This is a genomic window from Pseudomonas cerasi (genome assembly GCF_027983475.1).
GTDB classification, from domain to species: domain Bacteria; phylum Pseudomonadota; class Gammaproteobacteria; order Pseudomonadales; family Pseudomonadaceae; genus Aquipseudomonas; species Aquipseudomonas cerasi.
Genome location: NZ_JAQJVM010000003.1, coordinates 1,363,837 through 1,390,000 on the forward strand (window position 1 = coordinate 1,363,837; position 26,164 = coordinate 1,390,000).

Sequence of the window (26,164 nt, forward strand, 5' to 3'; positions counted from 1 at the left end):
AAACGAGGCGTTTTGGCGGAGCAGGACTTTCCAACGAGACCTACTTCTAGAGGTTTATCACCATGGCACTGACACGCGAACAACAAATAGCGGCTCTCGAGAAAGACTGGGCTGAAAATCCGCGCTGGAAAAACGTGACCCGTACTTATTCCGCTGCAGATGTGGTCCGCCTGCGCGGCTCGGTTCAACCCGAACACACCTTTGCACGGCTGGGCGCGCACAAGCTGTGGAACCTGGTGACCCAGGGTGCCAAACCGTCCTTTCGGCCGGACAAGGATTTCGTCAATTGCATGGGCGCCCTCACCGGTGGCCAGGCTGTGCAGCAGGTCAAGGCCGGCATTCAGGCCATCTACCTTTCCGGCTGGCAGGTCGCCGCCGACAACAACTCTGCCGAGTCCATGTACCCGGATCAGTCGCTGTACCCGGTTGACTCGGTGCCTACCGTGGTCAAGCGCATCAACAACTCGTTCCGCCGTGCCGACCAGATCCAGTGGAAAGCCGGCAAGGCGCCGGGCGACGAAGGCTACATCGACTACTTCGCTCCGATCGTGGCAGACGCGGAAGCCGGATTCGGCGGTGTACTCAATGCCTATGAGCTGATGAAAAGCATGATCGAGGCCGGTGCCGCCGGGGTGCACTTCGAAGATCAACTGGCTTCAGTGAAGAAATGTGGCCACATGGGCGGCAAAGTGCTGGTCCCGACTCAGGAAGCCATACAGAAACTGGTCGCTGCACGCCTGGCCGCCGACGTGGCCGGTGTACCGACCATCATTCTGGCCCGGACTGATGCCAACGCTGCCGACCTGCTGACTTCCGATTGCGACCCCTATGACAAGCCGTTCGTGACCGGCGAACGGACTCATGAGGGGTTCTACAAGGTTCGCGCCGGCCTCGATCAGGCCATCGCACGCGGTCTGGCGTACGCGCCCTACGCCGATCTGATCTGGTGCGAAACCGCCAGGCCGGATCTGGACGAGGCACGCCGCTTCGCCGAGGCAATCAAAAAGGAATACCCGGATCAGTTGCTGTCCTACAACTGCTCGCCGTCCTTCAACTGGAAGAAAAACCTCGACGACGCAACCATTGCCAAATTTCAGCGCGAGCTGTCGGCGATGGGGTACAAGCACCAGTTCATTACCCTGGCAGGCATTCACAACATGTGGCACAGCATGTTCAATCTGGCGCATGACTACGCCCGCAACGACATGACCGCCTACGTGAAGCTGCAGGAACAGGAATTCGCCGACGCTGCCAAGGGTTATACCTTCGTGGCTCACCAGCAGGAAGTGGGTACCGGCTATTTCGACGACATGACGACCGTGATTCAGGGCGGCGTATCGTCGGTAACCGCACTCACCGGCTCGACCGAAGAAGAGCAATTCCACTGATACACCGCGCAACGCGTTGAAAACACAGGCCGTCCGTCAGGGCGGTCTGTCTTTTGTGTCAGAAGGTGCCGGTATTGATTTCGGACAATATGCAGTTGCCGGGCGAATGCTACAAAAGGCGTACTTTATAATCAGTACCGTTACCCACTATGCGCCGACTACCGAACGCTGAACTATCAAGACCACTTCAAATGATATTAATTATCATTCAAATTGCGTTTTCCTGCTTTTCTCGGTCAAGAAACATAATTAACGAAATCCCCGCTGATGCCCGCCCGGCAGGCCCTGCAGCCTCCCTGAAAGGCCTTGGGCAATTAATTCCGTAAATAAATTTGATGTAGAAAATTTACTTGCCAACTGTTTGCACATAAAATCAATCCGTTGACCGCACTGCGACATTTCGTCACTGCCTCGACTCTTTATCAAGCACAGAGACCTTTGCTCTCTAACAAGGACTGACAGCATGCCCGAATCGACAGGTCTGATTGCCCATAACTGGGGCTTCGCCATTTTCCTTTTGGGTGTTGTCGGCCTTTGCGCCTTCATGCTCGGTCTCTCCAGCCTGCTCGGAAGCAAGGCCTGGGGCCGCAGCAAGAACGAACCTTTCGAATCCGGCATGCTGCCTACCGGCAGTGCGCGCCTGCGTCTCTCCGCAAAATTCTATCTGGTCGCGATGCTTTTCGTGATCTTTGACATTGAAGCCCTCTTTCTCTTTGCCTGGTCTGTGTCCGTCCGCGAAAGCGGCTGGACCGGATTCGTCGAAGCTCTCGTTTTCATAGCAATTCTGTTGGCAGGTCTTGTCTACCTATGGCGGGTTGGTGCTCTTGACTGGGCTCCTGAAGGTCGCCGTAATCGGCAAGCGAAGCTGAAACAATGAGGCTTTGGCGATGCAATATAATCTCACCAGGATCGACCCGGACGCTCCTAACGAGCAGTACCCCATCGGCAAACGGGAAACCGTTTCCGATCCGTTAGAAGATCAAGTCCACAAAAACATCTACATGGGCAAGCTGGAAGACGTGCTGAACGGTGCGGTCAACTGGGGACGTAAAAACTCCCTGTGGCCCTACAACTTCGGCCTGTCGTGCTGCTATGTGGAAATGACCACCGCCTTCACGGCACCCCACGACATCGCGCGCTTTGGCGCTGAAGTGATCCGGGCGTCGCCACGACAGGCGGATTTCATGGTCATTGCCGGTACCTGCTTCATCAAGATGGCGCCGATCATCCAGCGTCTCTACGAGCAAATGCTCGAACCCAAGTGGGTCATTTCCATGGGTTCGTGTGCCAACTCCGGTGGCATGTACGACATCTACTCAGTGGTCCAGGGGGTGGACAAATTCCTTCCCGTGGATGTCTACGTGCCCGGCTGCCCGCCCCGCCCCGAAGCGTTTCTGCAAGGCTTGATGCTGTTGCAGGAATCCATCGGCAAGGAGCGTCGCCCTCTTTCCTGGGTCGTTGGCGATCAAGGCGTGTATCGCGCCGAGATGCCATCGCAAAAGGAACAGCGCCGCGAACAGCGTATTCAGGTGACCAACCTGCGCAGCCCCGACGAAGTCTGATCCAGCCCGTTCTTCTTATAAAAAAGACAAGAACCGGGGTTGATTCTGTACGTTGACCGAAGTGATTGAGACCTATGACTGCAGACAACGCTCTGTACATCCCGCCTTACAAGGCTGACGACCAAGATGTCGTCGTTGAACTGAACAACCGTTTTGGTGCCGAGGCTTTCACTGCCCAGCCGACTCGCACCGGCATGCCCGTGCTGTGGGTCGAGCGCGCCCGACTGTTTGAAATCCTGACGTTCCTGCGCAACGTGCCCAAGCCCTACTCCATGCTCTATGACCTGCATGGCGTGGACGAGCGTCTGCGCACAAACCGTCGTGGTCTGCCCGGTGCAGACTTCACCGTGTTCTATCACCTGCTGTCGATCGAGCGAAACAGCGACGTGATGATCAAGGTAGCGCTTTCCGAAAGCGACCTGAGCGTACCGACGATTACCAGCATCTGGCCGAACGCCAACTGGTACGAGCGTGAAGTGTGGGACATGTTCGGCATCGACTTCCCAGGCCACCCGCACCTGAGCCGCATCATGATGCCGCCAACCTGGGAAGGCCATCCGCTGCGCAAGGACTTCCCTGCCCGTGCAACGGAATTCGACCCGTACAGCCTGACCCTCGCCAAACAGCAACTGGAAGAGGAAGCCGCACGCTTCCGTCCGGAAGACTGGGGCATGAAACGCTCTGGCGCCAACGAGGACTACATGTTCCTCAACCTGGGGCCGAACCACCCTTCTGCTCACGGCGCGTTCCGTATCATTCTGCAACTGGACGGCGAAGAGATCGTCGACTGCGTTCCGGACATCGGCTACCACCACCGTGGTGCCGAGAAAATGGCCGAACGCCAGTCCTGGCACAGCTTCATTCCCTACACCGACCGTATCGATTACCTGGGCGGGGTGATGAACAACCTGCCTTATGTGCTCTCGGTCGAGAAGCTGGCAGGCATCAAGGTGCCGGAAAAGGTCGACGTCATCCGCATCATGATGGCCGAGTTCTTCCGTATCACCAGTCACCTGCTGTTCCTGGGTACCTACATTCAGGACGTGGGCGCCATGACACCGGTGTTCTTCACGTTCACCGACCGCCAGAAAGCCTACACCGTGATCGAAGCGATTACCGGCTTCCGTCTGCACCCTGCCTGGTACCGCATCGGCGGGGTCGCTCACGACCTGCCGCGTGGCTGGGAAAAACTGGTCAAGGACTTCGTCGACTGGCTGCCCAAGCGCCTGGACGAATACACCAAGGCTGCCCTGCAGAACAGCATTCTCAAGGGTCGTACCGTCGGCGTCGCCGCCTACAACACCAAGGAAGCCCTCGAATGGGGCGTCACCGGTGCCGGCCTGCGCTCCACCGGTTGCGATTTCGACCTGCGCAAGGCGCGCCCTTACTCGGGCTACGAGAACTTCGAATTCGAAGTGCCCCTGGCCGCCAATGGCGATGCCTATGACCGCTGCATGGTCCGCGTCGAAGAGATGCGCCAGAGCATCAAGATCATCGACCAGTGCATGCGCAACATGCCGGAAGGTCCGTACAAGGCGGATCACCCGCTGACCACGCCGCCGCCGAAAGAGCGCACCCTGCAGCACATCGAAACCCTGATCACGCACTTCCTGCAGGTTTCGTGGGGCCCGGTCATGCCGGCCAACGAGTCCTTCCAGATGATCGAAGCGACCAAGGGTATCAACAGCTATTACCTGACGAGCGACGGCGGCACCATGAGCTACCGTACCCGGATCCGCACCCCGAGTTACCCGCACCTGCAGCAGATCCCTTCGGTGATCAAAGGCAGCATGGTCGCGGACTTGATCGCGTACCTGGGTAGTATCGATTTCGTTATGGCCGACGTGGACCGCTAAGCATGAATAGCCCGCTAATCCAGACAGACCGTTTCGCGCTGAGCGAAACCGAGCGCTCGGCCATCGAGCATGAGATGCATCACTACGAGGACCCGCGCGCGGCGTCCATCGAAGCCCTGAAAATTGTTCAGAAGGAACGTGGCTGGGTGCCCGACGGCGCGATTTACGCGATCGGCGACCTGCTGGGCATTCCCGCCAGCGACGTCGAAGGCGTTGCCACCTTCTACAGCCAGATCTTTCGCCAGCCGGTCGGGCGTCACATCATTCGCGTCTGCAACAGCATGGTGTGCTTCATCGGCGGCCACGAAAACGTGGTCGACGAGATCAAGAGCTCACTGGGCATCGGCCTGGGTCAGACCACCGCCGACGGTCGTTTCACACTGCTGCCGGTCTGCTGCCTCGGCAACTGTGACAAGGCGCCGGCCGTGATGGTCGACGACGACACTTTCGGCGATGTACAGCCTGCTGGCGTTGCCAAGATGCTGGAGGGTTACCTATGACCATCACTTCCTTCGGCCCTGCCAACCGCATTGCGCGCACGGCAGAAACCCATCCGCTGACCTGGCGTCTGCGCGACGACGGCGAACCGGTCTGGCTCGACGAGTACCAGGCCAAGGACGGCTATGCCGCAGCGCGCAAGGCGCTGACGCAACAGGCGCCTGACGATATCGTCCAGTCGGTCAAGGATTCCGGCCTCAAGGGGCGCGGTGGCGCAGGCTTCCCCACCGGTGTGAAATGGGGCCTGATGCCCAAAGACGAATCCATGAACATCCGCTACCTGCTGTGCAACGCGGACGAGATGGAGCCCAACACCTGGAAAGACCGCATGCTGATGGAGCAACTGCCCCATCTGCTGGTCGAGGGCATGCTGATCAGTGCCCGCGCGCTGAAAGCCTATCGCGGCTATATCTTCCTGCGCGGCGAATACGTCACTGCGGCCAAGCACCTCAATCGCGCAGTGGCGGAAGCCAAGGCCGCCGGTTTGCTGGGCAAGAACATTCTCGGCACCGGGTTCGACTTCGAACTGTTCGTGCACACCGGTGCCGGTCGCTACATTTGCGGTGAAGAAACCGCACTGATCAACTCGCTGGAAGGCCGCCGCGCCAACCCGCGCTCCAAGCCGCCCTTCCCCGCTGCAGTAGGCGTTTGGGGCAAGCCGACCTGTGTGAACAACGTCGAGACCCTGTGCAACGTGCCTGCCATCGTCAACAACGGCAACGACTGGTACAAGTCGCTGGCTCGCGAAGGCAGTGAAGACCACGGCACCAAGCTGATGGGCTTCTCCGGCAAGGTCAAAAACCCCGGTTTGTGGGAGCTGCCTTTCGGCGTACAGGCTCGCGAACTGTTCGAAGACTACGCCGGCGGCATGCGCGATGGCTTCAAGCTCAAGTGCTGGCAACCCGGAGGCGCCGGTACGGGGTTCCTGCTGCCTGAGCATCTGGACGCCCAGATGTATGCAGGCGGTATCGCCAAGGTCGGCACCCGGATGGGTACGGGTCTGGCGATGGCGGTCGACGATTCGGTCAACATGGTCTCGCTGCTGCGCAACATGGAAGAGTTTTTCGCTCAGGAGTCCTGTGGCTTCTGCACGCCATGCCGCGACGGTTTGCCATGGAGCGTGAAAATGCTTCGCGCCATCGAGAACGGTCAGGGTCAGCCGGGTGATATCGAAACCCTGCTGGGTCTGGTCAATTTCCTCGGCCCTGGCAAGACCTTCTGTGCCCATGCACCGGGCGCCGTTGAACCCTTGGGCAGTGCGATCAAGTATTTCCGCTCAGAGTTCGAAGCCGGTATCGCGCCAGCCAGCGCAGCCACGCTCGTTCCGGGCAAAAGTCCGACAGTGGTCGGCGCATAACAAGACACAACGGTCGGCGGCTGTTCGGGCTGCCGTCCTCGTACCTGCTGACGTCCTCCGGGCTGAACGATACGGGTACTACCGAGATTCCATTAGCCACGCCCGCTGACAACGGGCCAACGAAGACCTTTGAACCATGGCTACTATTCACGTAGACGGCAAAGCGCTCGAAGTCGATGGTGCAGACAACCTGTTACAGGCATGTCTGTCGCTGGGCCTCGATATCCCTTATTTCTGCTGGCACCCTGCCCTTGGCAGCGTTGGCGCCTGTCGCCAGTGTGCGGTCAAGCAGTACACCGACGAGAACGACACACGCGGTCGTATCGTCATGTCCTGCATGACGCCAGCCACCGACAACACCTGGATTTCCATCGAAGACGATGAGTCCAAGGCCTTCCGGGCCAGTGTCGTCGAATGGCTGATGACCAACCACCCGCATGACTGCCCGGTCTGCGAGGAAGGCGGTCACTGCCACCTGCAGGACATGACCGTGATGACCGGCCACAACGAGCGCCGTTATCGCTTCACCAAACGTACCCACCAGAATCAGGAGCTGGGGCCTTTCATCGCGCACGAGATGAACCGCTGCATCGCCTGTTATCGCTGTGTACGCTTTTATAAAGACTACGCGGGCGGCACCGACCTGGGCGTCTACGGTGCCCATGACAACGTGTACTTCGGTCGCGTTGAAGACGGCACGCTGGAAAGCGAGTTCTCCGGCAACCTAACCGAGGTCTGCCCGACCGGTGTGTTCACGGACAAGACCCACTCCGAGCGCTACAACCGCAAATGGGACATGCAGTTCTCACCAAGCATCTGCCACGGTTGCTCCAGCGGCTGCAACATCAGCCCGGGTGAACGCTACGGTGAATTGCGCCGCATCGAAAACCGTTACAACGGCTCGGTCAACCAGTACTTCCTCTGCGACCGCGGACGTTTCGGCTACGGCTACGTCAATCGCAAGGATCGCCCGCGCCAACCATTGCTTGTCGACGGCCAGGTCAAACTGAGCCTGGACGAGGCGCTGGACAAGGCGGCGGACCTGCTGCGCGGCCGTAACATCGTCGGTATCGGCTCTCCTCGCGCCAGCCTCGAAAGCAACTATGCGTTGCGTGAGCTGGTGGGGGCCGAGCATTTCTATAGCGGTATCGAAGCCGGTGAGCTGGAGCGTGTCAGACTCATCCTCAAGGTCCTGAACGACAGCCCGCTGCCGATCCCGACCCTGCGCGACATCGAAGATCACGATGCCATCTTCGTCCTCGGCGAGGACCTGACCCAGACGGCGGCACGTATGGCTCTGGGCTTGCGCCAAGCCGTCAAAGGCAAGGCTGAAGACATGGCTGCGGCGATGAAAGTCCAGCCGTGGCTCGACGCGGCCGTGAAGAACATCGGTCAGCACGAGCTCAATCCGCTGTTCATCGCCAGCCTCGCCGAAACCCGTCTCGACGATGTTGCAGAAGAATGCGTACATGCAGCGCCCGATGATCTGGCGCGTATCGGTTTTGCCGTGGCTCATGCCCTGGACGCCAGCGCACCTGCCGTCGATGGTCTGGACAGCGAGGCGCTGGAACTGGCGCAACGCATTGCCGATGCGCTGCTGGCTGCCAAACGACCGCTGATCATTTCCGGCAGTTCGCTGGGTTCGACAGCGCTGATCGAAGCTGCTGCCAACATCGCCAAGGCCTTGAAGCTGCGCGACAAGCAGGGTTCCATCAGCCTGATCGTGCCTGAAGCCAACAGCATGGGCCTGGCGATGTTCGGCGGCGAGTCCGTAGATGCCGCGCTGCAAGCGGTGATCTCCGGCAAGGCCGACGCCATCGTGGTGCTGGAAAACGATTTGTATCGTCGTGTGGACGCCAAGATCGTCGACGCCGCACTGAGCGCTGCGAAGGTCGTGATCGTCGCTGACCATCAGAAAACCCCGACCAGCGACCGCGCCCACCTTATCCTGCCAGCTGCCAGCTTCGCCGAAGGCGACGGCACACTGGTCAGCCAGGAAGGCCGTGCCCAACGCTTCTTCCAGGTCTTCGATCCGACCTATCTGGATGCGAGCATTCTGGTCCACGAAGGCTGGCGCTGGTTGCATGCCCTGCGTGCCACCTTGCTGAACAAGCCGGTTGACTGGACGCAACTCGACCACGTCACCGAGGCCTGCGCCAGCAGCACCCCGCAACTGGCGGGTATCGTCAACGCCGCGCCGTCTGCGTCGTTCCGCATCAAGGGCCTGAAACTGGCTCGCGAACCGCTGCGTTATAGCGGCCGTACCGCGATGCGAGCCAACATCAGCGTGCATGAGCCGCGCACCTCGCAAGACATCGACACAGCGTTCTCCTTCTCCATGGAAGGCTACTCGGGCTCGGCCGAGCCTCGTCAGCAGGTGCCATTCGCCTGGTCGCCGGGCTGGAACTCGCCGCAGGCCTGGAACAAGTTTCAGGACGAAGTCGGCGGTCACTTGCGCGCCGGCGACCCGGGCACTCGCCTGATCGAAAGCCAGGGCGATGGTCTGTCCTGGTTCTCCAGCGTGCCACGTGCGTTCTCGCCAGAGCGCGGCACCTGGCAGGTCGTGCCGTTCTTCCACCTGTTTGGCAGCGACGAAACCTCGTCTCTGGCCGCGCCGGTTCAGGAACGCATCCCGCAGGCCTATGTCGCAGTGGCCAAGTCCGAAGCCGATCGTCTCGGCGTCAACGACGGTGCCCTGCTCTCCTTGAGCATCGGCGGTGAAACGCTGACCTTGCCGTTGCGCATCAGCGAAGAACTGGGCGCGGGCCTTGTGGCATTGCCGGCAGGACTGCCTGGCATTCCGCCAGCACTCTTCGGCAAATCCGTTGACGGTCTGCAGGAGGTAGCGCAATGACCTGGTTTACCCCTGATGTGATCGACGCAATCATTGCAGTGGTCAAGGCCATTGTGGTGTTGCTGGCGGTCGTGGTTTGTGGTGCCCTGCTGAGCTTCATCGAACGTCGTCTGCTGGGCTGGTGGCAGGACCGTTATGGTCCGAACCGTGTGGGTCCGTTCGGCATGTTCCAGATCGCAGCCGACATGCTGAAGATGTTCTTCAAGGAAGACTGGACCCCACCGTTCGCCGACAAGGTGATCTTCACCCTGGCGCCGGTGGTTGCCATGAGTGCCCTGCTGATCGCCTTTGCGGTCATCCCGATCACCCCGACCTGGGGCGTCGCGGATCTGAACATCGGTCTGTTGTTCTTCTTCGCCATGGCCGGTCTGTCCGTGTATGCGGTGCTGTTCGCCGGCTGGTCGAGCAACAACAAGTTCGCCCTGCTGGGCAGCCTGCGTGCTTCGGCACAAACCGTGTCCTACGAAGTGTTCATGGGCCTTGCGCTGATGGGCATCGTGGTTCAGGTCGGCTCGTTCAACATGCGCGACATCGTTGAATATCAGGCGCAGAACCTGTGGTTCATCATTCCGCAGTTCTTCGGCTTCTGTACGTTCTTCATCGCAGGCGTCGCGGTCACTCACCGCCACCCGTTCGACCAACCGGAAGCCGAGCAGGAACTGGCTGACGGCTACCACATTGAATATGCCGGCATGAAATGGGGCATGTTCTTCGTGGGCGAATACATCGGGATCATCTTGATCTCGGCGCTGCTGGTGACGCTGTTCTTCGGTGGCTGGCACGGCCCGTTCGACATTCTGCCATCGCTGGCATTCTTCTGGTTCGCCTTGAAAACCGCGTTTTTCATCATGCTGTTCATCCTGCTGCGCGCCTCCATCCCGCGCCCGCGTTATGACCAGGTCATGGATTTCAGCTGGAAGTTCTGTTTGCCGCTGACCCTGATCAATTTGCTGGTGACTGCTGCGATTGTGTTGTTGAACACACCGGCAGGCTCGGTTCAGTGAGGATTTGACCCATGTTCAAATATATTGGTGACATCGTTAAGGGTACGGGTACCCAGTTGCGCAGCCTGGTCATGGTCTTCGGCCACGGCTTTCGCAAGCGCGACACCCTGCAATACCCCGAAGAGCAGGTTTATCTTCCGCCCCGCTATCGCGGCCGCATCGTCCTGACCCGCGACCCCGATGGTGAAGAGCGCTGCGTGGCATGCAACCTGTGTGCAGTAGCCTGCCCCGTCGGCTGCATTTCGCTGCAGAAGGCCGAAACAGAGGACGGACGCTGGTACCCCGACTTCTTCCGCATCAACTTTTCGCGCTGCATCTTCTGCGGCCTGTGCGAAGAAGCCTGCCCGACAACCGCGATCCAGCTCACGCCGGACTTCGAGATGGCCGACTTCAAGCGTCAGGATCTGGTGTACGAGAAGGAAGACCTGCTGATCTCCGGACCCGGCAAGAACCCTGACTACAACTTCTATCGCGTTGCCGGTATGGCCATCGGCGGCAAGCCCAAGGGCTCCGCACAGAACGAAGCCGAGCCGATCAACGTCAAGAGCTTGCTGCCTTAAGGAAGTAAAGATGGAATTCGCTTTCTACTTCGCATCCGGTATCGCTGTTGTGTCCACCCTACGGGTGATCACCAACACGAATCCGGTGCACGCCCTGCTCTACCTGATCATCTCGCTGATCGCCGTAGCAATGACGTTCTTCAGCCTCGGCGCTCCGTTCGCCGGCGTGCTGGAAGTCATTGCCTACGCGGGCGCAATCATGGTCCTGTTCGTGTTTGTGGTGATGATGCTGAACCTCGGCCCGGCCTCGGTTCAGCAGGAACGTGCCTGGCTCAAACCCGGCATATGGATCGGCCCGGTCACTCTCGGCGCGCTGTTGCTGGCCGAGTTGCTGTATGTGCTGTTCGCCAACCCGACCGGCGCTGGTGTCGGTCACACCACGGTCGACGCCAAGGCAGTCGGCATCAGCCTGTTCGGGCCCTATCTGCTGGTGGTGGAACTCGCCTCGATGCTGTTGCTTGCAGCAGCCATCACGGCCTTCCATCTGGGCCGCAACGAGGCCAAGGAGCCAAGCCAATGAATGCTATCCCTCTTGAGCACGGTCTGGCGGTCGCCGGGGTCCTGTTCTGCCTGGGTCTGGTCGGCCTGATGGTGCGCCGTAACATTCTCTTCGTGTTGATGAGCCTGGAAATCATGATGAACGCCGCTGCACTGGCGTTCGTTGTGGCCGGCAGCCGTTGGGGGCAACCGGACGGGCAGGTGATGTTCATCCTGGTGATCAGCCTTGCGGCAGCCGAGGCCAGTATCGGCCTGGCGATCCTGATGCAACTGTATCGCCGCTTCCACACTCTCGATATCGATGCTGCCAGCGAGATGCGCGGATGAACCTTCTCTTTCTGACTTTCGTATTCCCCCTCATCGGCTTTCTGCTGCTGTCGTTCTCCCGTGGACGCATCTCGGAAAACCTCGCTGCGCTGATCGGTGTCGGCTCCATCGGCCTTTCAGCCATCGTCACGGCCTGGGTCATCTGGCAGTTCAACGTGGCACCACCTGAAGGCGGTCACTACACGCAGGTGCTGTGGCGCTGGATGGACGTCGATGGCTTCCAGCCCAACTTCGCGCTGTATCTGGACGGGCTGTCCGTCACGATGCTGGGCGTCGTGGTTGGTGTCGGCTTCCTGATCCACCTGTTCGCGTCCTGGTACATGCGCGGTGAAGCGGGCTACTCGCGCTTCTTCTCCTACACCAACCTGTTCATTGCCAGCATGCTGTTCCTGATCCTGGGCGACAACCTGCTGTTCATCTACTTCGGTTGGGAAGGCGTGGGCCTGTGCAGCTATCTGTTGATCGGTTTCTATTACAGCAACCGCAACAACGGCAACGCAGCCCTCAAAGCGTTCATCGTCACCCGTATCGGTGACGTGTTCATGGCTATCGGCTTGTTCATCCTGTTCCAGCAATTGGGCACGCTCAATGTGCAGGAACTGCTGGTCCGGGCGCCGGAACACTTCAAGGTCGGCGATTTCTGGATCGTGCTGGCGACCTTGATGCTGTTGGGCGGTGCGGTCGGTAAATCTGCACAGCTGCCACTGCAAACCTGGCTGGCGGATGCGATGGCCGGTCCTACTCCTGTTTCGGCGCTGATCCACGCAGCGACCATGGTCACGGCGGGCGTCTACCTGATTGCGCGTACTCATGGCCTGTTCGCACTGGCACCTGACATCCTGCATCTGGTCGGCATTGTCGGCGGCGTCACGCTGGTTCTGGCGGGGTTCGCCGCACTGGTGCAGACCGACATCAAGCGTATCCTCGCCTACTCGACCATGAGCCAGATCGGTTACATGTTCCTGGCACTGGGCGTTGGCGCCTGGGAAGGCGCGATCTTCCACCTGATGACCCACGCCTTCTTCAAGGCGCTGCTGTTCCTTGCTTCCGGTGCGGTGATCGTTGCCTGCCACCACGAGCAGAACATCTTCAAGATGGGCGGCCTGTGGAAGAAACTGCCATTGGCCTACGCCAGCTTCATCGTCGGTGGCGCTGCTCTTTCCGCCTTGCCGCTGCTGACGGCGGGCTTCTACTCCAAGGACGAAATTCTCTGGGAAGCATTTGCCAGCGGTAACAACGGCTTGCTGTATGCCGGTCTGGTGGGCGCGTTCATGACGTCGCTGTACACCTTCCGTCTGATCTTCATCGCGTTCCACGGTGAAGCCAAGACCGAAGCACACGCAGGTCACGGTATCGCTCACTGGCTGCCACTGTCGGTGCTGATCGTACTGTCGACGTTCATCGGCGCGTGGATCACTCCGCCCCTGGCCGGTGTGCTGCCGCAGAGCGTCGGCCATGCCGGTGGCGAAGCCAAGCACAGCCTGGAGATCGCCTCCGGCGCCATCGCGCTGGCCGGTATCCTGCTGGCAGCATTGCTGTTCCTCGGCAAGCGCCGCCTGGCGACGGCTATCGCCAACAGCGCTCCGGGCCGTTTCCTCTCGGCCTGGTGGTTCGCGGCATGGGGCTTCGACTGGATCTACGACAAGCTGTTCGTCAAGCCGTATCTGGCAATCAGTCATGTACTGCGTAGTGATCCGTTCGACCGCACCATCGGCTTGATCCCACGTCTGGTCAAAGGCGGTCATGACACCATGAGCCGCACCGAGACCGGCCAGTTGCGTTGGTATGCTGCCTCGATCGCCGTGGGTGCCGTTCTGGTACTCGGTGCCGTCGTTCTGGTTGCGATCTGATATGAACCTTGCGAATTTGCGAAAGGAATTGAGCCCGTCATGATTCTGCCCTGGCTAATCCTGATCCCCTTCATCGGCGGCCTGCTGTGCTGGCTGGGTGAGCGCTTCGGCTCTACCCTGCCGCGCTGGATTGCGTTGCTGACAATGACCCTGGAACTGGTTCTCGGCCTCTGGCTGTGGGCTACCGGCAACTTCGGCTACGCGCCGGTGCCGGGTGCCGATCCGACCTGGACCCTGGAATTCCACCACCCGTGGATCACCCGCTTCGGCATCGACGTGCATCTGGCACTCGATGGCCTGTCGCTGCTGATGATCCTGCTGACCGGCCTTCTGGGTGTGCTGTCGGTGCTGTGCTCGTGGAAGGAAATCCAGCGCAAGGTCGGTTTCTTCCACCTTAACCTGATGTGGATCCTGGGCGGTGTCGTGGGCGTGTTCCTGGCCATCGACCTGTTCATGTTCTTCTTCTTCTGGGAAATGATGCTGGTGCCGATGTATTTCCTCATCGCGCTCTGGGGTCACAGTTCTTCGGATGGGAAGAAAACCCGTATCTACGCAGCCACCAAGTTCTTCATCTTCACTCAGGCCAGCGGCCTGATCATGCTGGTGGCGATCCTGGGTCTGGTGCTGGTGCACTTCAATCAGACCGGCGTGATCACCTTTGCCTACGCCGACCTGCTGAAGACCAAACTGGCACCGGGCACCGAGTACATCCTGATGCTGGGCTTCTTCATTGCCTTCGCCGTCAAGCTGCCGGTGGTGCCGTTGCACTCCTGGCTGCCGGATGCGCATGCCCAGGCACCGACTGCAGGCTCCGTTGACCTGGCGGGTATCCTGCTGAAGACGGCGGCTTACGGTCTGCTGCGCTTTGCCCTGCCACTGTTCCCCAACGCATCGGCCGAGTTCGCACCGATTGCCATGACGCTGGGGCTGGTCGGTATCTTCTACGGCGCATTCCTGGCATTTGCCCAGACTGACATCAAGCGCCTGATCGCGTTCTCCAGCGTTTCGCACATGGGCTTCGTACTGATCGGTATCTACTCGGGCAGCCAGCAGGCGCTGCAAGGCGTACTGATCCAGATGATCGCCCACGGTCTGTCGGCTGCGGCACTGTTCATTCTCAGTGGTCAGCTGTACGAGCGCCTGCACACCCGCGACATGCGTGAGATGGGCGGCCTGTGGTCACGCATCGCTTACATCCCGGCCATCAGCCTGTTCTTTGCCGCCGCCTCTCTGGGTCTGCCGGGCACTGGCAACTTCGTCGGCGAGTTCCTGATTCTGCTGGGCAGCTTCGCCAGCTCACCATGGATCACGGCGATCGCCACCTCCGGTCTGGTATTTGGTTCTGTCTACTCGCTGATCATGATCCACCGCGCCTACTTCGGCCCGTCGAAGTCCGACGAGGTTCTGAAGGGCATGGACGGACGGGAAATGATCATGGTGCTGGGCCTTGCCGTGTTGCTGGTCGTGCTCGGGGTGTTCCCGCAGCCGTTCCTCGACACTTCGGCAGCGACCATGCACGGCGTGCAGCAATGGCTAGGCACTGCCTTCACTCAACTCGCTTCGGCCCGGTAAGAGCGCTATGGACCTGACGATTCAACACTTTATTGCGCTTGCGCCACTGCTGATCACCAGCCTCACCATTGTCGTGGTGATGCTGGCGATCGCATGGCGCCGCAATCACTCGCAAACGTTCCTGCTTTCGGTAGCAGGCCTCAACCTGGCCCTGCTGTCGATCTATCCAGCACTGAAAGTTGCCCCTCTGGTCGTGACGCCACTGCTGCATATCGACAACTTTGCCTGCCTGTACATGGCGATCATCCTCGCCTCTACCCTCGCTTGCGTGACCATGGCGCACGCCTATCTGGGTGACGGCAAGGCCGGGTATCCGGGCAATCGCGAAGAGCTTTACCTGCTGATCCTGCTGGCAGCGGCCGGTGGGCTGGTGCTGGTCAGTGCTCAGCATCTGGCGGGCCTGTTCATCGGCCTGGAACTGCTGTCGGTGCCGGTCTACGGGCTGGTGGCTTATGCCTTCTTCAACAAGCGCTCGCTGGAAGGCGGCATCAAGTACATGGTCCTGTCGGCCGCAGGGTCCGCGTTCCTGCTCTTCGGTATGGCGCTGCTGTACGCAGAGGCAGGTTCGCTGAGCTTCGACGGTATCGGCAAGGCCATCACAGCGACCGGTATGCCGAGCCCGATTGCCAGCCTGGGTCTGGGTATGATGGTCGTCGGCCTGGCCTTCAAGTTGTCACTGGTACCTTTCCACCTGTGGACCCCGGACGTTTACGAAGGCGCCCCTGCGCCGGTCGCGGCCTTCTTGGCAACCGCCAGCAAGGTGGCGGTATTTGCGGTACTGGTGCGTCTGTTCCAGATTTCACCGGCAGCCAGCAGCGGTGTCCTGCATGACGTACTGGCAGTCATCGCCGTAGCGTCGATCCTGGTCGGCAACCTGCTTGCGCTGACTCAGACCAACCTCAAGCGTCTGCTGGGCTACTCCTCCATCGCTCACTTCGGTTACCTGATGATTGCGCTGGTGGCCAGCAAAGGCATGGCGGTCGAGGCGATTGGTGTCTATCTGGCAACTTACGTCCTGACCTCGCTGGGCAGCTTCGGCGTGATCACCATGATGTCTTCGCCTTACAGCGGACGTGATGCCGACGCGATGTTCGAATACCGCGGTCTGTTCTGGCGTCGCCCTTACCTGACGGCAGTCATGACCCTGATGATGCTGTCGCTGGCAGGTATCCCGCTTACCGCTGGTTTCATCGGCAAGTTCTATATCATCGCCACCGGTGTCGAATCGCAGCTGTGGTGGCTGATCGGGGCGTTGGTCATCGGTAGCGCCATCGGCGTGTTCTATTACCTGCGTGTGATGGTCACCATGTATCTGGTCGACAACAAGCTTCCTCGCCACGACGCAGCCATCAACTGGGCTCAGCGCACAGGTGGTGTGATGCTGCTGGCCGTTGCGATCCTGACCTTCGTGCTGGGTGTTTACCCGCAACCGCTGCTCGATCTGGTGGTCAATGCCGGTCTGCACGTAGCAGGCTGATCCTGCGCAAACGCAAAGCCCTGCTCTTGAGCAGGGCTTTTTTTGTCTCCAAAAAAGGTTGGAACGGCTACCCGGAAACGCTTTTCGCGGCACGAACAGCGCCTGGGGATAGGCCCACCGTTCTTTTGAATGCACGGCTGAAGGCGGCCAATGAACCGTAACCCAGTTGACTGGCAACAGCCTCCAGAGAACAGTGTTCGCGGCTCAGGCTGTGAAACGCCAGGCGCATTCTCAGCTCCGTCAGGTACTGCAATGGCGGCATACCCGTTGCCTCGAGAAAGCGCTGTGCGAACACAGAGCGGGAATGCCTGGCCTCATGGGCAAGCGTGGCCACCGTCCAGCGTCTACCTGGACGCTGGTGCATCATGACGATGGCGCGACTCAGCCGAGGGTCTTGCAAAGCACCGAGCCAGCCTGTGGCATTCCCACAGCCACCCGCGACCCAGCCACGCACCAGCAGCGCGGCCACGACTTCAGCAAGACGTGCCAGAATGCCTGCGTGCCCGGCCTGTAGCATCAAGGCTTCACGCTCCATTGCCGCGAGCATGGGCCGCAGCTCGGGGCACGTTTCCAGCAGAGTACTGACCTGCATGACATCCGGCATGGCGGCAACAAGCGGCTGCATGCCGCCCAGTTCCAACTCCATGCAACAGCTGAAGATAATCGCCCGATCAACCGCTCCGCCCTCCTCGGCATCAGCCCGATCGTGAACACCATCGCTGATGCCGGTAGACGGATCAAACAGCTGTACATCGCTTGCAGCCGTGTCTTCGGCCGTCAACACAGCGTGGTGCCCACCGCGCGGAATAAGAACCGCGTCGCCGGTATCGAGCCTGTACAGAATGCTCTCAGCGCTGCGTAGCCAGACCGGCCCACGCCCGACGAAATGAAACTGCGCTCGTCCGATTGCGTTAGTGAAGCCAACACCCAGAGGCGGCACAACTTCCAGCCTGCGGAATTGAACGCCGAAAAGACGCATACCGAGCAGCAGCTCGCTGATGGGGTCATTTGACGGGGCTTGCATGGAGAGAGGCCACTTCAAGTTCAGGACGATCAATCAATTTATCAGGATCTTACGTCATAGACCGTCCTGCGTCATCGACCTACAGTGCGCCCATCACTTCTACCGCGTGGAAATAGCCTCATGAATCACATTCGCTTCGTTCACCTGCTGCGCAATACCTTGCTTGCTGCGCTGCTGACCGGACTATCATCACTGGCCTTGGCAGTAGACAAACACTACACCGTCACAGCCCCTGACGGCGTCAAACTCGCTGTGCAGGAATCAGGTGATCCGAACGGCCCGGCCCTGATTTTCATTCACGGTCTGCTGGGCAGTCGCCTCAATTGGGAAAAGCAGATCGCCAGTCCCCAACTGCAGCGCTACCGAATGATTACCTATGACCTGCGCGGTCACGGGCTTTCCGACAAGCCCGACAGTGTCGAGGCGTACCGTAACGGGCGTCGCTATGCGGACGACCTGGCAGCGGTACTTGAAGCCACCACAAGCAAGCGTCCGGTACTGGTCGGCTGGTCATTGGGCGGCGTGGTCATGTCCAACTATCTCGCCGCCTATGGTGACGCGAAGATCGGCGGCGTTGTGTATGTTGATGGTGTCATCGAGCTTAACGCGGCCCTGATTACAGCCCACCCTCATCTATATGCCGGCCTGAGTTCAGAGGACCTGAAAACCCACCTTGATGCAGTACGTACCTTTCTCGGACTGTGCTTCCACACACAACCGGACGCACCGACTTTCGAGCGGCTGGTGTCGAGTGCTGCGATGGCATCGTGGGCGATGACCCGTGCTACGCCCGCAATGACTGTCGATGTAGCCAAAGGCCTGCCCAAGGCAAAGGTGCCGGTATTGATGCTGTATGGCGGCAAGGATGAACTGGTCAACCTTCAGCCCAGCATCGCACGCGCTCGGCAGCTCAATCCTCGAATTCAATCGAAGGTGTACGAAAACTCAGGCCACGCGCCATTTCTGGAAGAAGCATCGCGCTTCAATACCGATCTGGCCGCCTTCATGGACTCGGCTGCGATCGCGGCAAAAAGCTCAGAATGAGACCTGCTCTCATGAAAAAAACCGCGCATGCTCCCTGCCTGATAAATGGCAGGGAGCATGCGCGGACCTGTGTCGACCACGCGACCTGCCAATGTCAGCCTGGCAGTCTCACGGGTTTCTTGGAGCCGGAGCCGCTGAACAATCCCCAACTGGAGATGAACAGCGCAGCCACCAGAGGTCCGATCACAAAGCCGTTCAGACCAAAGACCGACATGCCGCCAAGCGTGGAAATAAGGATAAGGTAGTCCGGCATTTTGGTGTCTTTACCCACCAGGATCGGGCGCAGTACGTTATCCACCAGACCGATCACGAAGACGCCAAACAAGCCCAGCACCACGCCTTGCCAGATCATGCCACTGAGCAGGAAGTAGATGGCCACTGGCGCCCAGACAATCCCGGCCCCTACCGCAGGCAACAGCGACAGGAACGCCATGATCACCGCCCACAGCAGCGCACTCGGGATGTCCAGCACCCAGAAGATGAAGCCACCCAGCGCACCTTGCGTCACCGCGACCACCACGTTGCCTTTGACCGTGGCACGTACCACTCGGGTGAACTTGAGCTGCAGACGACGCTTCTGCTGTTCGCCCAACGGGAAGGCCGTGCGGATCTTGCGCACCAGTTCCTGTCCGTCGCGCAGGAAAAAGTACAGCAGGTAGAGCATGATGAAGACGCTGACGACAAAGTCGAATGTGCCCTGCCCGAAGCTGAATGCCTGCGTCGCCAGGTACTGACTGCCCTGCATCGCACCCTTGGCGATCTTGTCGCGCAACCCTTCCAGGTCGCCCATGCCCAGACGATCAAGCAGCGCCTGAATGGAGTGCGGCAGCAGGTCCTTGAACTCGGCCAGATAGCCGGCAATATCCAGTTGCCCGGTCTCGACGTTCTTGTACAGCGTGGTGCCCTCCTGAACCAGCAAGGCGCTGATCACGATCACCGGCAGAATCGCGATGACCAGACAGATCGTCAGGGTGCACAGGGAGGTAAGATTGCGTGACCAGTTGAACTTGATCTGCAACTTGCGCTGCACAGGCGCGAAGATGATCCCGAGGATGACCGCCCAGAACACTGCGCCATAAAACGGCAGCAGAATCCATATGAAGGCAATGGTCACCAGTACCAGTAGCAGAATGAGGGTTTTGTATTGCAGCGTGGTTTCGTTCATGTCCTGTCCATGTCATTAGACCGCGCATCGCGCCCGGTCTAGAGCTTAGTCAGCACACGAGCGCACGAGTGCCATCTTCCATGACGGCAATATGACGGCGATGCCGGGTACAGGCTGTGGCAGGGGTTTACACTCCTGCCGGAGAGGTATCAGACCCGGAACTGACCGACCAGACCGTCCAGGCGTGCGCCGAGTTCGGCCAGGCTGCGTGATGTCTGGGCGCTTTGCCGGGTTTCATCGGCGACATTCTCGACTGCACCCGCGATCTGATGGACGCTGCGATTGATTTCCTCGGCAACCGCCGTCTGCTCTTCTGCGGCACTGGCGATCTGCGCGTTCATCGAATTGATGGTCGCGATCAGCTCGCCGATGCTCACCAGCGATGTACCGGCTTCGTTGGCCTGCGCCGAGGTGCCGTCGCCTGCTTCGCTGGAACGGCGCATGGCTGTCACCGCCTCCTGAGTGCCCTGCTGCAAGCGGTCGATCATGCCCTGGATCTCCTGCGTGCTCTGCTGTGTCCGGCTGGCCAGTGCCCGTACTTCGTCGGCGACCACGGCAAAACCGCGCCCTGCCTCCCCTGCCCTGGCGGCCTCGATGGCAGCATTGAGTGCCAGCAGGTTGGTCTGTTCGGCGATCGAGCGGATGACGCCCAACACACTGACAATGGAAGAAACATCCTTCTGCAAGACGTCCAGTGAAGAGCCGCTTTTGCGGATGTCATCGACCAGCGCGTGAATCTGCCGAATGCTGCCATCCACCACGCGCTTGGCGGCTCGCCCTTGCTCGTCGGTCTGCTGAGCAGCAACGGACGCACCCTGTGCGCTCTTGGCAACCTCTTGAGCAGCAGCCGACATCTGATTGATTGCAGTAGCCACCTGATCGGTTTCGTGACGCTGCCGGTCCATGGCCGTTTCCGAGCGCTGTGCCTGCGAGCTGACTTCGCCGACCAGGCCATTGAGCTGCCCGGTCATTTCACTGATTTGACGAACCATGCCATGAATCTTGTCGACAAACCTGTTGAACGAGCCTGCCAGATCACCGAGCTCGTCATTGCTGGTAATCACCAGCCGACGAGTCAGGTCGCCTTCACCTGCCGCGATGTCATCCAGACTGTTTTTCATCAGGCCGAGCGGGCGCAGCAAAGTGCCTGTCAGCACTATTCCGATGATGCCGATAATGACCAGGACCAGAACAGTAATGCCGAGAATGCTGTAGAGCATCTCCTTCAAGCGTGCCTCGACACCCTGCCTGACCACGGCGACCTGAGCATCGATGCCATCGATATTGACGGCAGAGCCGATGACCAGATCCCATTTCGGCAGATAATCCGTATAGCCGATCTTGGGGACCGGTTCAGTCTTGCCAGGCAGGGCCGACGAGTACATTACATAGTGGGTGCCCGCCTTGCCGACCGCCACCAACTCGCGATTGATATAGACGCCGTTCGCATCACGGGCATCAGCAAAACTTTTGCCCACACCGTCAGGGCTGTTGCTTCTGAAAATCCGGATCACCTGAGAGTCGTAGCCAAAGATGTAACCATCCTTGCCGTAACTGACCGAGGAAAGCAGCTTGATAGCGTTGGCACGCGCAGCGTCGTCGCCGGGCGCGGCGGCATCGTAAAGTGGTTTGATGGCGGTCATGGCGATAGCAACGTAGTTTTGCAACGTTGCCTTGGCCTCGTTGAGCAAGCGCTCTCGCGTATCGCTGACCTCTCGCTCGGCCTGCCGATGCAGCATGAATACGGTCGTAGCGCTGATCACCAGCGCAAACATCAGAACCGGCAGGACTGCCAGCGACAGAACCTTGGCTTTCAGACTGAGACGCATAGGATTGGCCTTATGGTTATTTTTATAAGTCAGAGGTGCCCAATCAGGTTATCGGCACTCTCCGATGGACATTAAGACCTGTCCTGCCTTTTGTATGAAGACGCTGAACGATACTGGCTGACGCCCTAGGGGGCAGTCCGCTCGGGCAGGTCGATGCGTACCCGAAGCCCACCTGCCGGGCTCTCCTGCAGTTGCAGTTGACCGCCCCATGCCTCAACGATATCGCGCACGATACCCAGCCCCAGCCCGTGGCCGGTAATCTGCTCGTCAAGACGAGCGCCACGGCTGAACACTTCTGCGCGTTGCGCCTCCGGAATACCGGGTCCATCGTCATCCACCAACAGGCAGAAGCCCTGATCCTGACTGATAATGTCCAGACGCACCTCGCTGTCGGCCCATTTGCAGGCATTGTCCAGCAGGTTGCCGAGCAGCTCGAGAATGTCCTCCCGATCCCACGGCAGGTACATGCCCGCCTCGACATCGTTGATCAATTGGAGATGAGCACCATGGATCATGCCCAGCGTGGAGAAAAGCCCGGGCAGTTCGGCGTCACAATCGAAGCGGGCTCCCGGTAGAGCGTCACCGGAGAGACGTGCGCGATTGAGCTCGCGCTCCAGACGCAGGCGGATATTTTCCAGCTGCTCCTGCAAGGTCCTGCGCAATCCAGGGTTGGCGTCCAATTGTCCGCTGAGGGCCAGGCTGAGCAAGACCGCGAGCGGTGTCTTCAAGGCATGTCCCAGATTACCCAGTGCGTTACGTGAGCGTTTCAGGCTGTCTTCGGTATGCGCAAGCAAGTGGTTGATCTGCGCCACCAGCGGCTCGAGTTCGAGGGGAACCTGGTTGTCCAGTTGCGAACGCTGGCCCTGCTGGAGCTGAAAAATCTGCTCGCGAACGGTTTCAAGCGGGCGAAGCGCTCTTCGCACGGTGATGCGTTGCAATACCAGCACCAGGATCAGCGCGGCCAGCCCAAGTCCCAGCCCGATCTGCTGCATGAGTCGAAAACTCGCCCTGACCGGTGTGTAATCCTGTGCGACGGTGATTGAAACCTCTTTGCCGAACTTGCGGTATTCGCTGGTCAGCATCAACAGCGATTGCCCGGTCTTGCCGAGCTCAAGATTGGCATGCAAACCTACCCCGGGCTGGGGCAACTCGAAATCCCACAGGGAACGGGAGCGCCAGTGCCCCTGCGGCAAGTCCATCCGGAAGTAATGGCCGGACAGTGGACGCTGGTAGGCACCGGAAAGGCGATGGTCATCCAGTTGCAGCCCGGCAGGACCTCGCACCAGCGCTACCAGCAGGTTTTCACTCTCGTTGCGCAGACCTGACTCCAGGTAGCGCTGCAGGCCCACTTCGAACAGCCAGAGACTGGTCTGCGCCATCACCAGACCGACAACGACCATGACGGCGATCAGCCCCAGACTCAGACGTCGCTGTATGGATTTCAACCGCCGGCTCCGCCGTACAGATAGCCCTGACCGCGGCGTGTCTCGACGACTGCGCGGCCCAACTTGCGCCTCAGGTGATTGACATGGACTTCGATGACATTGGAATCACGCTCGTTTTCGCCATCGTACAAATGCTCTGACAGATGGCTTTTCGAGAGAATCTGTCCAGGGTGCAACATGAAGTAACGCAGCAGACGAAACTCTGCCGAGGTGAGCTGGATATCCACGCCGTCCCGGCTGACGCATTGACGGCCTTCATCCAGATTAAGACCGGCGGATTCCAGCGTGGGCTGGTTGGCCAGCCCGTGCGAACGTCGCAGCAATGCCTGAATACGCAATTGCAGTTCTTCAGGATGAAAAGGCTTGGTCAGGTAATCATCGGCACCTGCCTTCAAGCCTTCTATGCGCTCTGACCAGGAGCCGCGCGCGGTCAGAATCAACACGGGGGTCGCCAGACCTTTGCTGCGCCACTGCTGGAGAACCTCAAGCCCTGGCATGCCAGGCAGCCCCAGATCCAGAACGATCAGGTCATACGGCTCGCTTGCGCCTTGATGAACCGCATCGCGCCCGTCGGCCAGCCAGTCGACCGCGTAGCCTTGACGCCCCAGCGCAGCGAGCAGCTCATCGGCAAGGGGAACATGGTCTTCAACCAGTAGCAGGCGCATCAGTCATCGTCCTCGTCTTTCAGCAATCGGCTATCACGCGCATCGAACTTGAGCTCGCGGACAACGCCCTCAGGGGTCAGCAATTCAAACTCATACACGTACACATTATTCTTTTCCTCTAGCTCGGCCTCGAGCAGACGAGAGCCCGGATGAAGGCCCATCGCGCGCTCGATGAACTGTTCAAGAGGCAGGATGACACCGCGCTGACGCAAACTGAGCGCTTCATCCTGATTCAGATCTCTGGCATACACAAAAGAGCAGGTCAGGCTCAAACCAAGGATGACACAGAGACGCTTGTCGACATTCATTAGTTATCCTGATGATTCCTGTAGACCTGGCCCGTGGCGGCGTCTATTTCGAGGACCCACTCAATACCCTGTTTGTCACGCAGCTCGACATTGTAAACGTACCTGCCGTATATGTTCTTGAACTGCGTGCCGATAATACTGGCATCGGGGTGTTTGCTCAGCGCTTTGGCATCTAGTGTCTCAGCCGAATGAAGCGTACCTGCATCACTGAGGCGCAGCACTTCCTGCGGGTCGACGCCGTACGCCTGAATGAAACAGGACGTCAAAACCAATGTGAGGGCCGCCAGCAGGGTAGTCAGCGTTTTCATAGAGGGTATCCATAACGATCGGTGCTTCTATGGCGCCCACCTTAACCGGTACAACTTAACTCAAACTGAATAGATCTGGCCTAGTGCCATCAAACACTCTGACAGGTTCACCCTTGCATGGAGTTTCAGGCCATTGCTGTTAAACTCGCAGATTGCATTTATCGCGTCAGCGATCGCCATTTTTCCGGGGCCAATACACAGTGGAAATCTTCAAAGAATTTACCTTCGAGTCAGCACACCGCCTCCCTCACGTTCCAGAGGGGCACAAGTGTGGACGTCTGCACGGCCATTCGTTTCGTGTCGGCATTCATCTGGCCGGAAAGGTTGACCCGCATACCGGCTGGATCCGGGACTTTTCGGAAATCAAGGCGATTTTCAAACCGCTGTATGAACGCCTTGATCATAACTACCTGAATGACATCCCGGGCCTGGAGAATCCAACCAGCGAAAACCTGGCGAAATGGATCTGGAATGAGTTGAAGCCTCTGCTGCCGGAACTGTCGGCCGTCCGTATTCACGAGACGTGCACCAGCGGATGTGAATACCGCGGGGATTGATTGCCCTAAAAATAAAAAACCACCTTGCCGGTGGTTTTTTTGTGCCTGTCGATCGGAAGTACATGTTGAATAACGTGCTCTCACGCTGGTTTTTACATGCACCAGACAAACAAAAACCCTCAACGCGTAAGCGAAGAGGGTTTCTGGAATTCAATCTTGACGATGACCTACTCTCACATGGGGAAACCCCACACTACCATCGGCGATACATCGTTTCACTACTGAGTTCGGGATGGGATCAGGTGGTTCCAATGCTCTATGGTCGTCAAGAAATTCGGGTACCGAATCGTGCCGTACGGCGCGCTTCAGCAAATCGGGTATGTGATAGTCAATTAAGGTGTCGTTCGTGACGCAAACTTTCGGTTCATGTCATCTTCACAGTCACCGCAATCTGGTCATTCGACGCAAATTGCTTGGGTGTTATATGGTCAAGCCTCACGGGCAATTAGTATTGGTTAGCTCAACGCCTCACAGCGCTTACACACCCAACCTATCAACGTCGTAGTCTTCGACGGCCCTTTAGGGAACTCAAGGTTCCAGTGAGATCTCATCTTGAGGCAAGTTTCCCGCTTAGATGCTTTCAGCGGTTATCTTTTCCGAACATAGCTACCCGGCAATGCCACTGGCGTGACAACCGGAACACCAGAGGTTCGTCCACTCCGGTCCTCTCGTACTAGGAGCAGCCCCTCTCAAATCTCAAACGTCCACGGCAGATAGGGACCGAACTGTCTCACGACGTTCTAAACCCAGCTCGCGTACCACTTTAAATGGCGAACAGCCATACCCTTGGGACCGGCTTCAGCCCCAGGATGTGATGAGCCGACATCGAGGTGCCAAACACCGCCGTCGATATGAACTCTTGGGCGGTATCAGCCTGTTATCCCCGGAGTACCTTTTATCCGTTGAGCGATGGCCCTTCCATACAGAACCACCGGATCACTAAGACCTACTTTCGTACCTGCTCGACGTGTCTGTCTCGCAGTCAAGCGCGCTTTTGCCTTTATACTCTACGACCG

At 59.0% G+C, this 26,164-nt stretch carries 23 protein-coding genes, 2 rRNA genes and 1 pseudogene (1 of these 26 cut by a window edge); 16 read left to right on the forward strand and 10 right to left on the reverse strand.

Annotated elements, in window-relative coordinates; all coding sequences use genetic code 11:
- The first annotated feature begins 62 nt into the window (after positions 1 to 62).
- From aceA to nuoN, 14 genes are all read left to right on the forward strand, one after another.
- Positions 63 to 1,388, forward strand: a complete 1,326-nt coding sequence (gene aceA, locus PI739_RS21560) for an isocitrate lyase (protein ID WP_003436019.1) — start codon at positions 63 to 65, stop codon at positions 1,386 to 1,388.
- A gap of 463 nt (positions 1,389 to 1,851) precedes the next feature.
- Entirely contained in the window at positions 1,852 to 2,265 is a 414-nt protein-coding gene (locus PI739_RS21565) for an NADH-quinone oxidoreductase subunit A (RefSeq protein ID WP_002554011.1), read from the forward strand.
- Between the two features lie 10 nt (positions 2,266 to 2,275).
- Positions 2,276 to 2,950, forward strand: coding sequence for a NuoB/complex I 20 kDa subunit family protein (locus PI739_RS21570; protein ID WP_002554012.1), 675 nt, complete (start codon positions 2,276 to 2,278; stop codon positions 2,948 to 2,950).
- Between the two features lie 74 nt (positions 2,951 to 3,024).
- Positions 3,025 to 4,806: an NADH-quinone oxidoreductase subunit C/D gene (gene nuoC / locus PI739_RS21575; RefSeq protein WP_002554013.1), complete on the forward strand. Its 1,782-nt coding sequence runs from the start codon at positions 3,025 to 3,027 to the stop codon at positions 4,804 to 4,806.
- 2 nt (positions 4,807 to 4,808) lie between these two features.
- Positions 4,809 to 5,306, forward strand: coding sequence for an NADH-quinone oxidoreductase subunit NuoE (gene nuoE / locus PI739_RS21580; RefSeq protein WP_002554014.1), 498 nt, complete (start codon positions 4,809 to 4,811; stop codon positions 5,304 to 5,306).
- Positions 5,303 to 6,661, forward strand: coding sequence for an NADH-quinone oxidoreductase subunit NuoF (nuoF, locus tag PI739_RS21585; RefSeq protein ID WP_003436020.1), 1,359 nt, complete (start codon positions 5,303 to 5,305; stop codon positions 6,659 to 6,661). Before nuoE ends, nuoF begins: the two co-directional genes overlap by 4 nt.
- 136 nt (positions 6,662 to 6,797) lie before the next feature.
- A complete protein-coding gene (gene nuoG / locus PI739_RS21590) occupies positions 6,798 to 9,515 on the forward strand; it encodes an NADH-quinone oxidoreductase subunit NuoG (RefSeq protein ID WP_271352173.1) in 2,718 nt (905 codons plus the stop codon).
- Complete coding sequence (gene nuoH, locus PI739_RS21595) at positions 9,512 to 10,519, forward strand: NADH-quinone oxidoreductase subunit NuoH (RefSeq protein WP_003371726.1); 1,008 nt, start codon at positions 9,512 to 9,514, stop codon at positions 10,517 to 10,519. The genes nuoG and nuoH overlap by 4 nt, the downstream gene beginning before the upstream one ends.
- Positions 10,520 to 10,530: 11 nt before the next feature.
- Complete coding sequence (nuoI, locus tag PI739_RS21600) at positions 10,531 to 11,079, forward strand: NADH-quinone oxidoreductase subunit NuoI (protein ID WP_002554018.1); 549 nt, start codon at positions 10,531 to 10,533, stop codon at positions 11,077 to 11,079.
- Positions 11,080 to 11,089: 10 nt separating this feature from the next.
- Positions 11,090 to 11,599, forward strand: a complete 510-nt coding sequence (gene nuoJ, locus PI739_RS21605) for an NADH-quinone oxidoreductase subunit J (RefSeq protein WP_054081089.1) — start codon at positions 11,090 to 11,092, stop codon at positions 11,597 to 11,599.
- On the forward strand, positions 11,596 to 11,904 hold the full coding sequence (gene nuoK, locus PI739_RS21610) for an NADH-quinone oxidoreductase subunit NuoK (RefSeq protein WP_003317980.1): 309 nt from the start codon (positions 11,596 to 11,598) through the stop codon (positions 11,902 to 11,904). Before nuoJ ends, nuoK begins: the two co-directional genes overlap by 4 nt.
- On the forward strand, positions 11,901 to 13,754 hold the full coding sequence (nuoL, locus tag PI739_RS21615) for an NADH-quinone oxidoreductase subunit L (protein ID WP_024663375.1): 1,854 nt from the start codon (positions 11,901 to 11,903) through the stop codon (positions 13,752 to 13,754). Before nuoK ends, nuoL begins: the two co-directional genes overlap by 4 nt.
- Positions 13,755 to 13,793: 39 nt before the next feature.
- Entirely contained in the window at positions 13,794 to 15,326 is a 1,533-nt protein-coding gene (gene nuoM, locus PI739_RS21620) for an NADH-quinone oxidoreductase subunit M (protein WP_002554022.1), read from the forward strand.
- Between the two features lie 7 nt (positions 15,327 to 15,333).
- Positions 15,334 to 16,803 carry an NADH-quinone oxidoreductase subunit NuoN gene (gene nuoN / locus PI739_RS21625; protein ID WP_054081090.1) on the forward strand — a complete coding sequence of 490 codons (1,470 nt, stop codon included), beginning with the start codon at positions 15,334 to 15,336 and terminating at the stop codon, positions 16,801 to 16,803.
- 67 nt (positions 16,804 to 16,870) lie between these two features.
- Here the strand turns inward: nuoN and PI739_RS21630 are convergent, their stop codons facing one another.
- A complete protein-coding gene (locus PI739_RS21630) occupies positions 16,871 to 17,827 on the reverse strand; it encodes an AraC family transcriptional regulator (RefSeq protein WP_054081091.1) in 957 nt (318 codons plus the stop codon).
- Positions 17,828 to 17,947: 120 nt separating this feature from the next.
- Here PI739_RS21630 and PI739_RS21635 point away from each other — a divergent pair, with 120 nt between their 5' ends.
- Entirely contained in the window at positions 17,948 to 18,871 is a 924-nt protein-coding gene (locus PI739_RS21635; RefSeq protein ID WP_054081092.1) for an alpha/beta fold hydrolase, read from the forward strand.
- 94 nt (positions 18,872 to 18,965) lie between these two features.
- Here the strand turns inward: PI739_RS21635 and PI739_RS21640 are convergent, their stop codons facing one another.
- The 7 genes and pseudogenes from PI739_RS21640 to PI739_RS21665 all read right to left on the reverse strand — a co-directional run bounded on the left by PI739_RS21640 (position 18,966) and on the right by PI739_RS21665 (position 24,591).
- Complete coding sequence (locus tag PI739_RS21640; RefSeq protein ID WP_054081093.1) at positions 18,966 to 20,036, reverse strand: AI-2E family transporter; 1,071 nt, start codon at positions 20,034 to 20,036, stop codon at positions 18,966 to 18,968.
- 149 nt (positions 20,037 to 20,185) lie between these two features.
- On the reverse strand, positions 20,186 to 21,028 hold the full coding sequence (locus PI739_RS25000) for a methyl-accepting chemotaxis protein (RefSeq protein ID WP_408637181.1): 843 nt from the start codon (positions 21,026 to 21,028) through the stop codon (positions 20,186 to 20,188).
- A gap of 15 nt (positions 21,029 to 21,043) precedes the next feature.
- Positions 21,044 to 21,865: pseudogene (locus PI739_RS25005) on the reverse strand (cache domain-containing protein); the annotation flags it as partial.
- A gap of 125 nt (positions 21,866 to 21,990) precedes the next feature.
- Positions 21,991 to 23,310 carry a sensor histidine kinase gene (locus PI739_RS21650; RefSeq protein ID WP_054081095.1) on the reverse strand — a complete coding sequence of 440 codons (1,320 nt, stop codon included), beginning with the start codon at positions 23,308 to 23,310 and terminating at the stop codon, positions 21,991 to 21,993.
- Positions 23,307 to 23,975 carry a response regulator transcription factor gene (locus tag PI739_RS21655; RefSeq protein WP_003349419.1) on the reverse strand — a complete coding sequence of 223 codons (669 nt, stop codon included), beginning with the start codon at positions 23,973 to 23,975 and terminating at the stop codon, positions 23,307 to 23,309. The genes PI739_RS21650 and PI739_RS21655 overlap by 4 nt, the downstream gene beginning before the upstream one ends.
- Positions 23,975 to 24,283: a PepSY domain-containing protein gene (locus tag PI739_RS21660; RefSeq protein ID WP_003317989.1), complete on the reverse strand. Its 309-nt coding sequence runs from the start codon at positions 24,281 to 24,283 to the stop codon at positions 23,975 to 23,977. The genes PI739_RS21655 and PI739_RS21660 overlap by 1 nt, the downstream gene beginning before the upstream one ends.
- Positions 24,283 to 24,591: a PepSY domain-containing protein gene (locus tag PI739_RS21665; protein ID WP_003371699.1), complete on the reverse strand. Its 309-nt coding sequence runs from the start codon at positions 24,589 to 24,591 to the stop codon at positions 24,283 to 24,285. Before PI739_RS21665 ends, PI739_RS21660 begins: the two co-directional genes overlap by 1 nt.
- 200 nt (positions 24,592 to 24,791) lie before the next feature.
- On the opposite strand from PI739_RS21665, the gene queD reads away from it, so the two are divergent.
- Positions 24,792 to 25,148 carry a 6-carboxytetrahydropterin synthase QueD gene (gene queD, locus PI739_RS21670; protein ID WP_003317991.1) on the forward strand — a complete coding sequence of 119 codons (357 nt, stop codon included), beginning with the start codon at positions 24,792 to 24,794 and terminating at the stop codon, positions 25,146 to 25,148.
- Positions 25,149 to 25,302: 154 nt separating this feature from the next.
- Here the strand turns inward: queD and rrf are convergent.
- Positions 25,303 to 25,418, reverse strand: a 5S ribosomal RNA gene (rrf, locus tag PI739_RS21675).
- A 154-nt stretch (positions 25,419 to 25,572) separates the two neighbouring features.
- Positions 25,573 to 26,164 (reverse strand): 23S ribosomal RNA (locus PI739_RS21680); it runs 2,302 nt beyond the window's last position.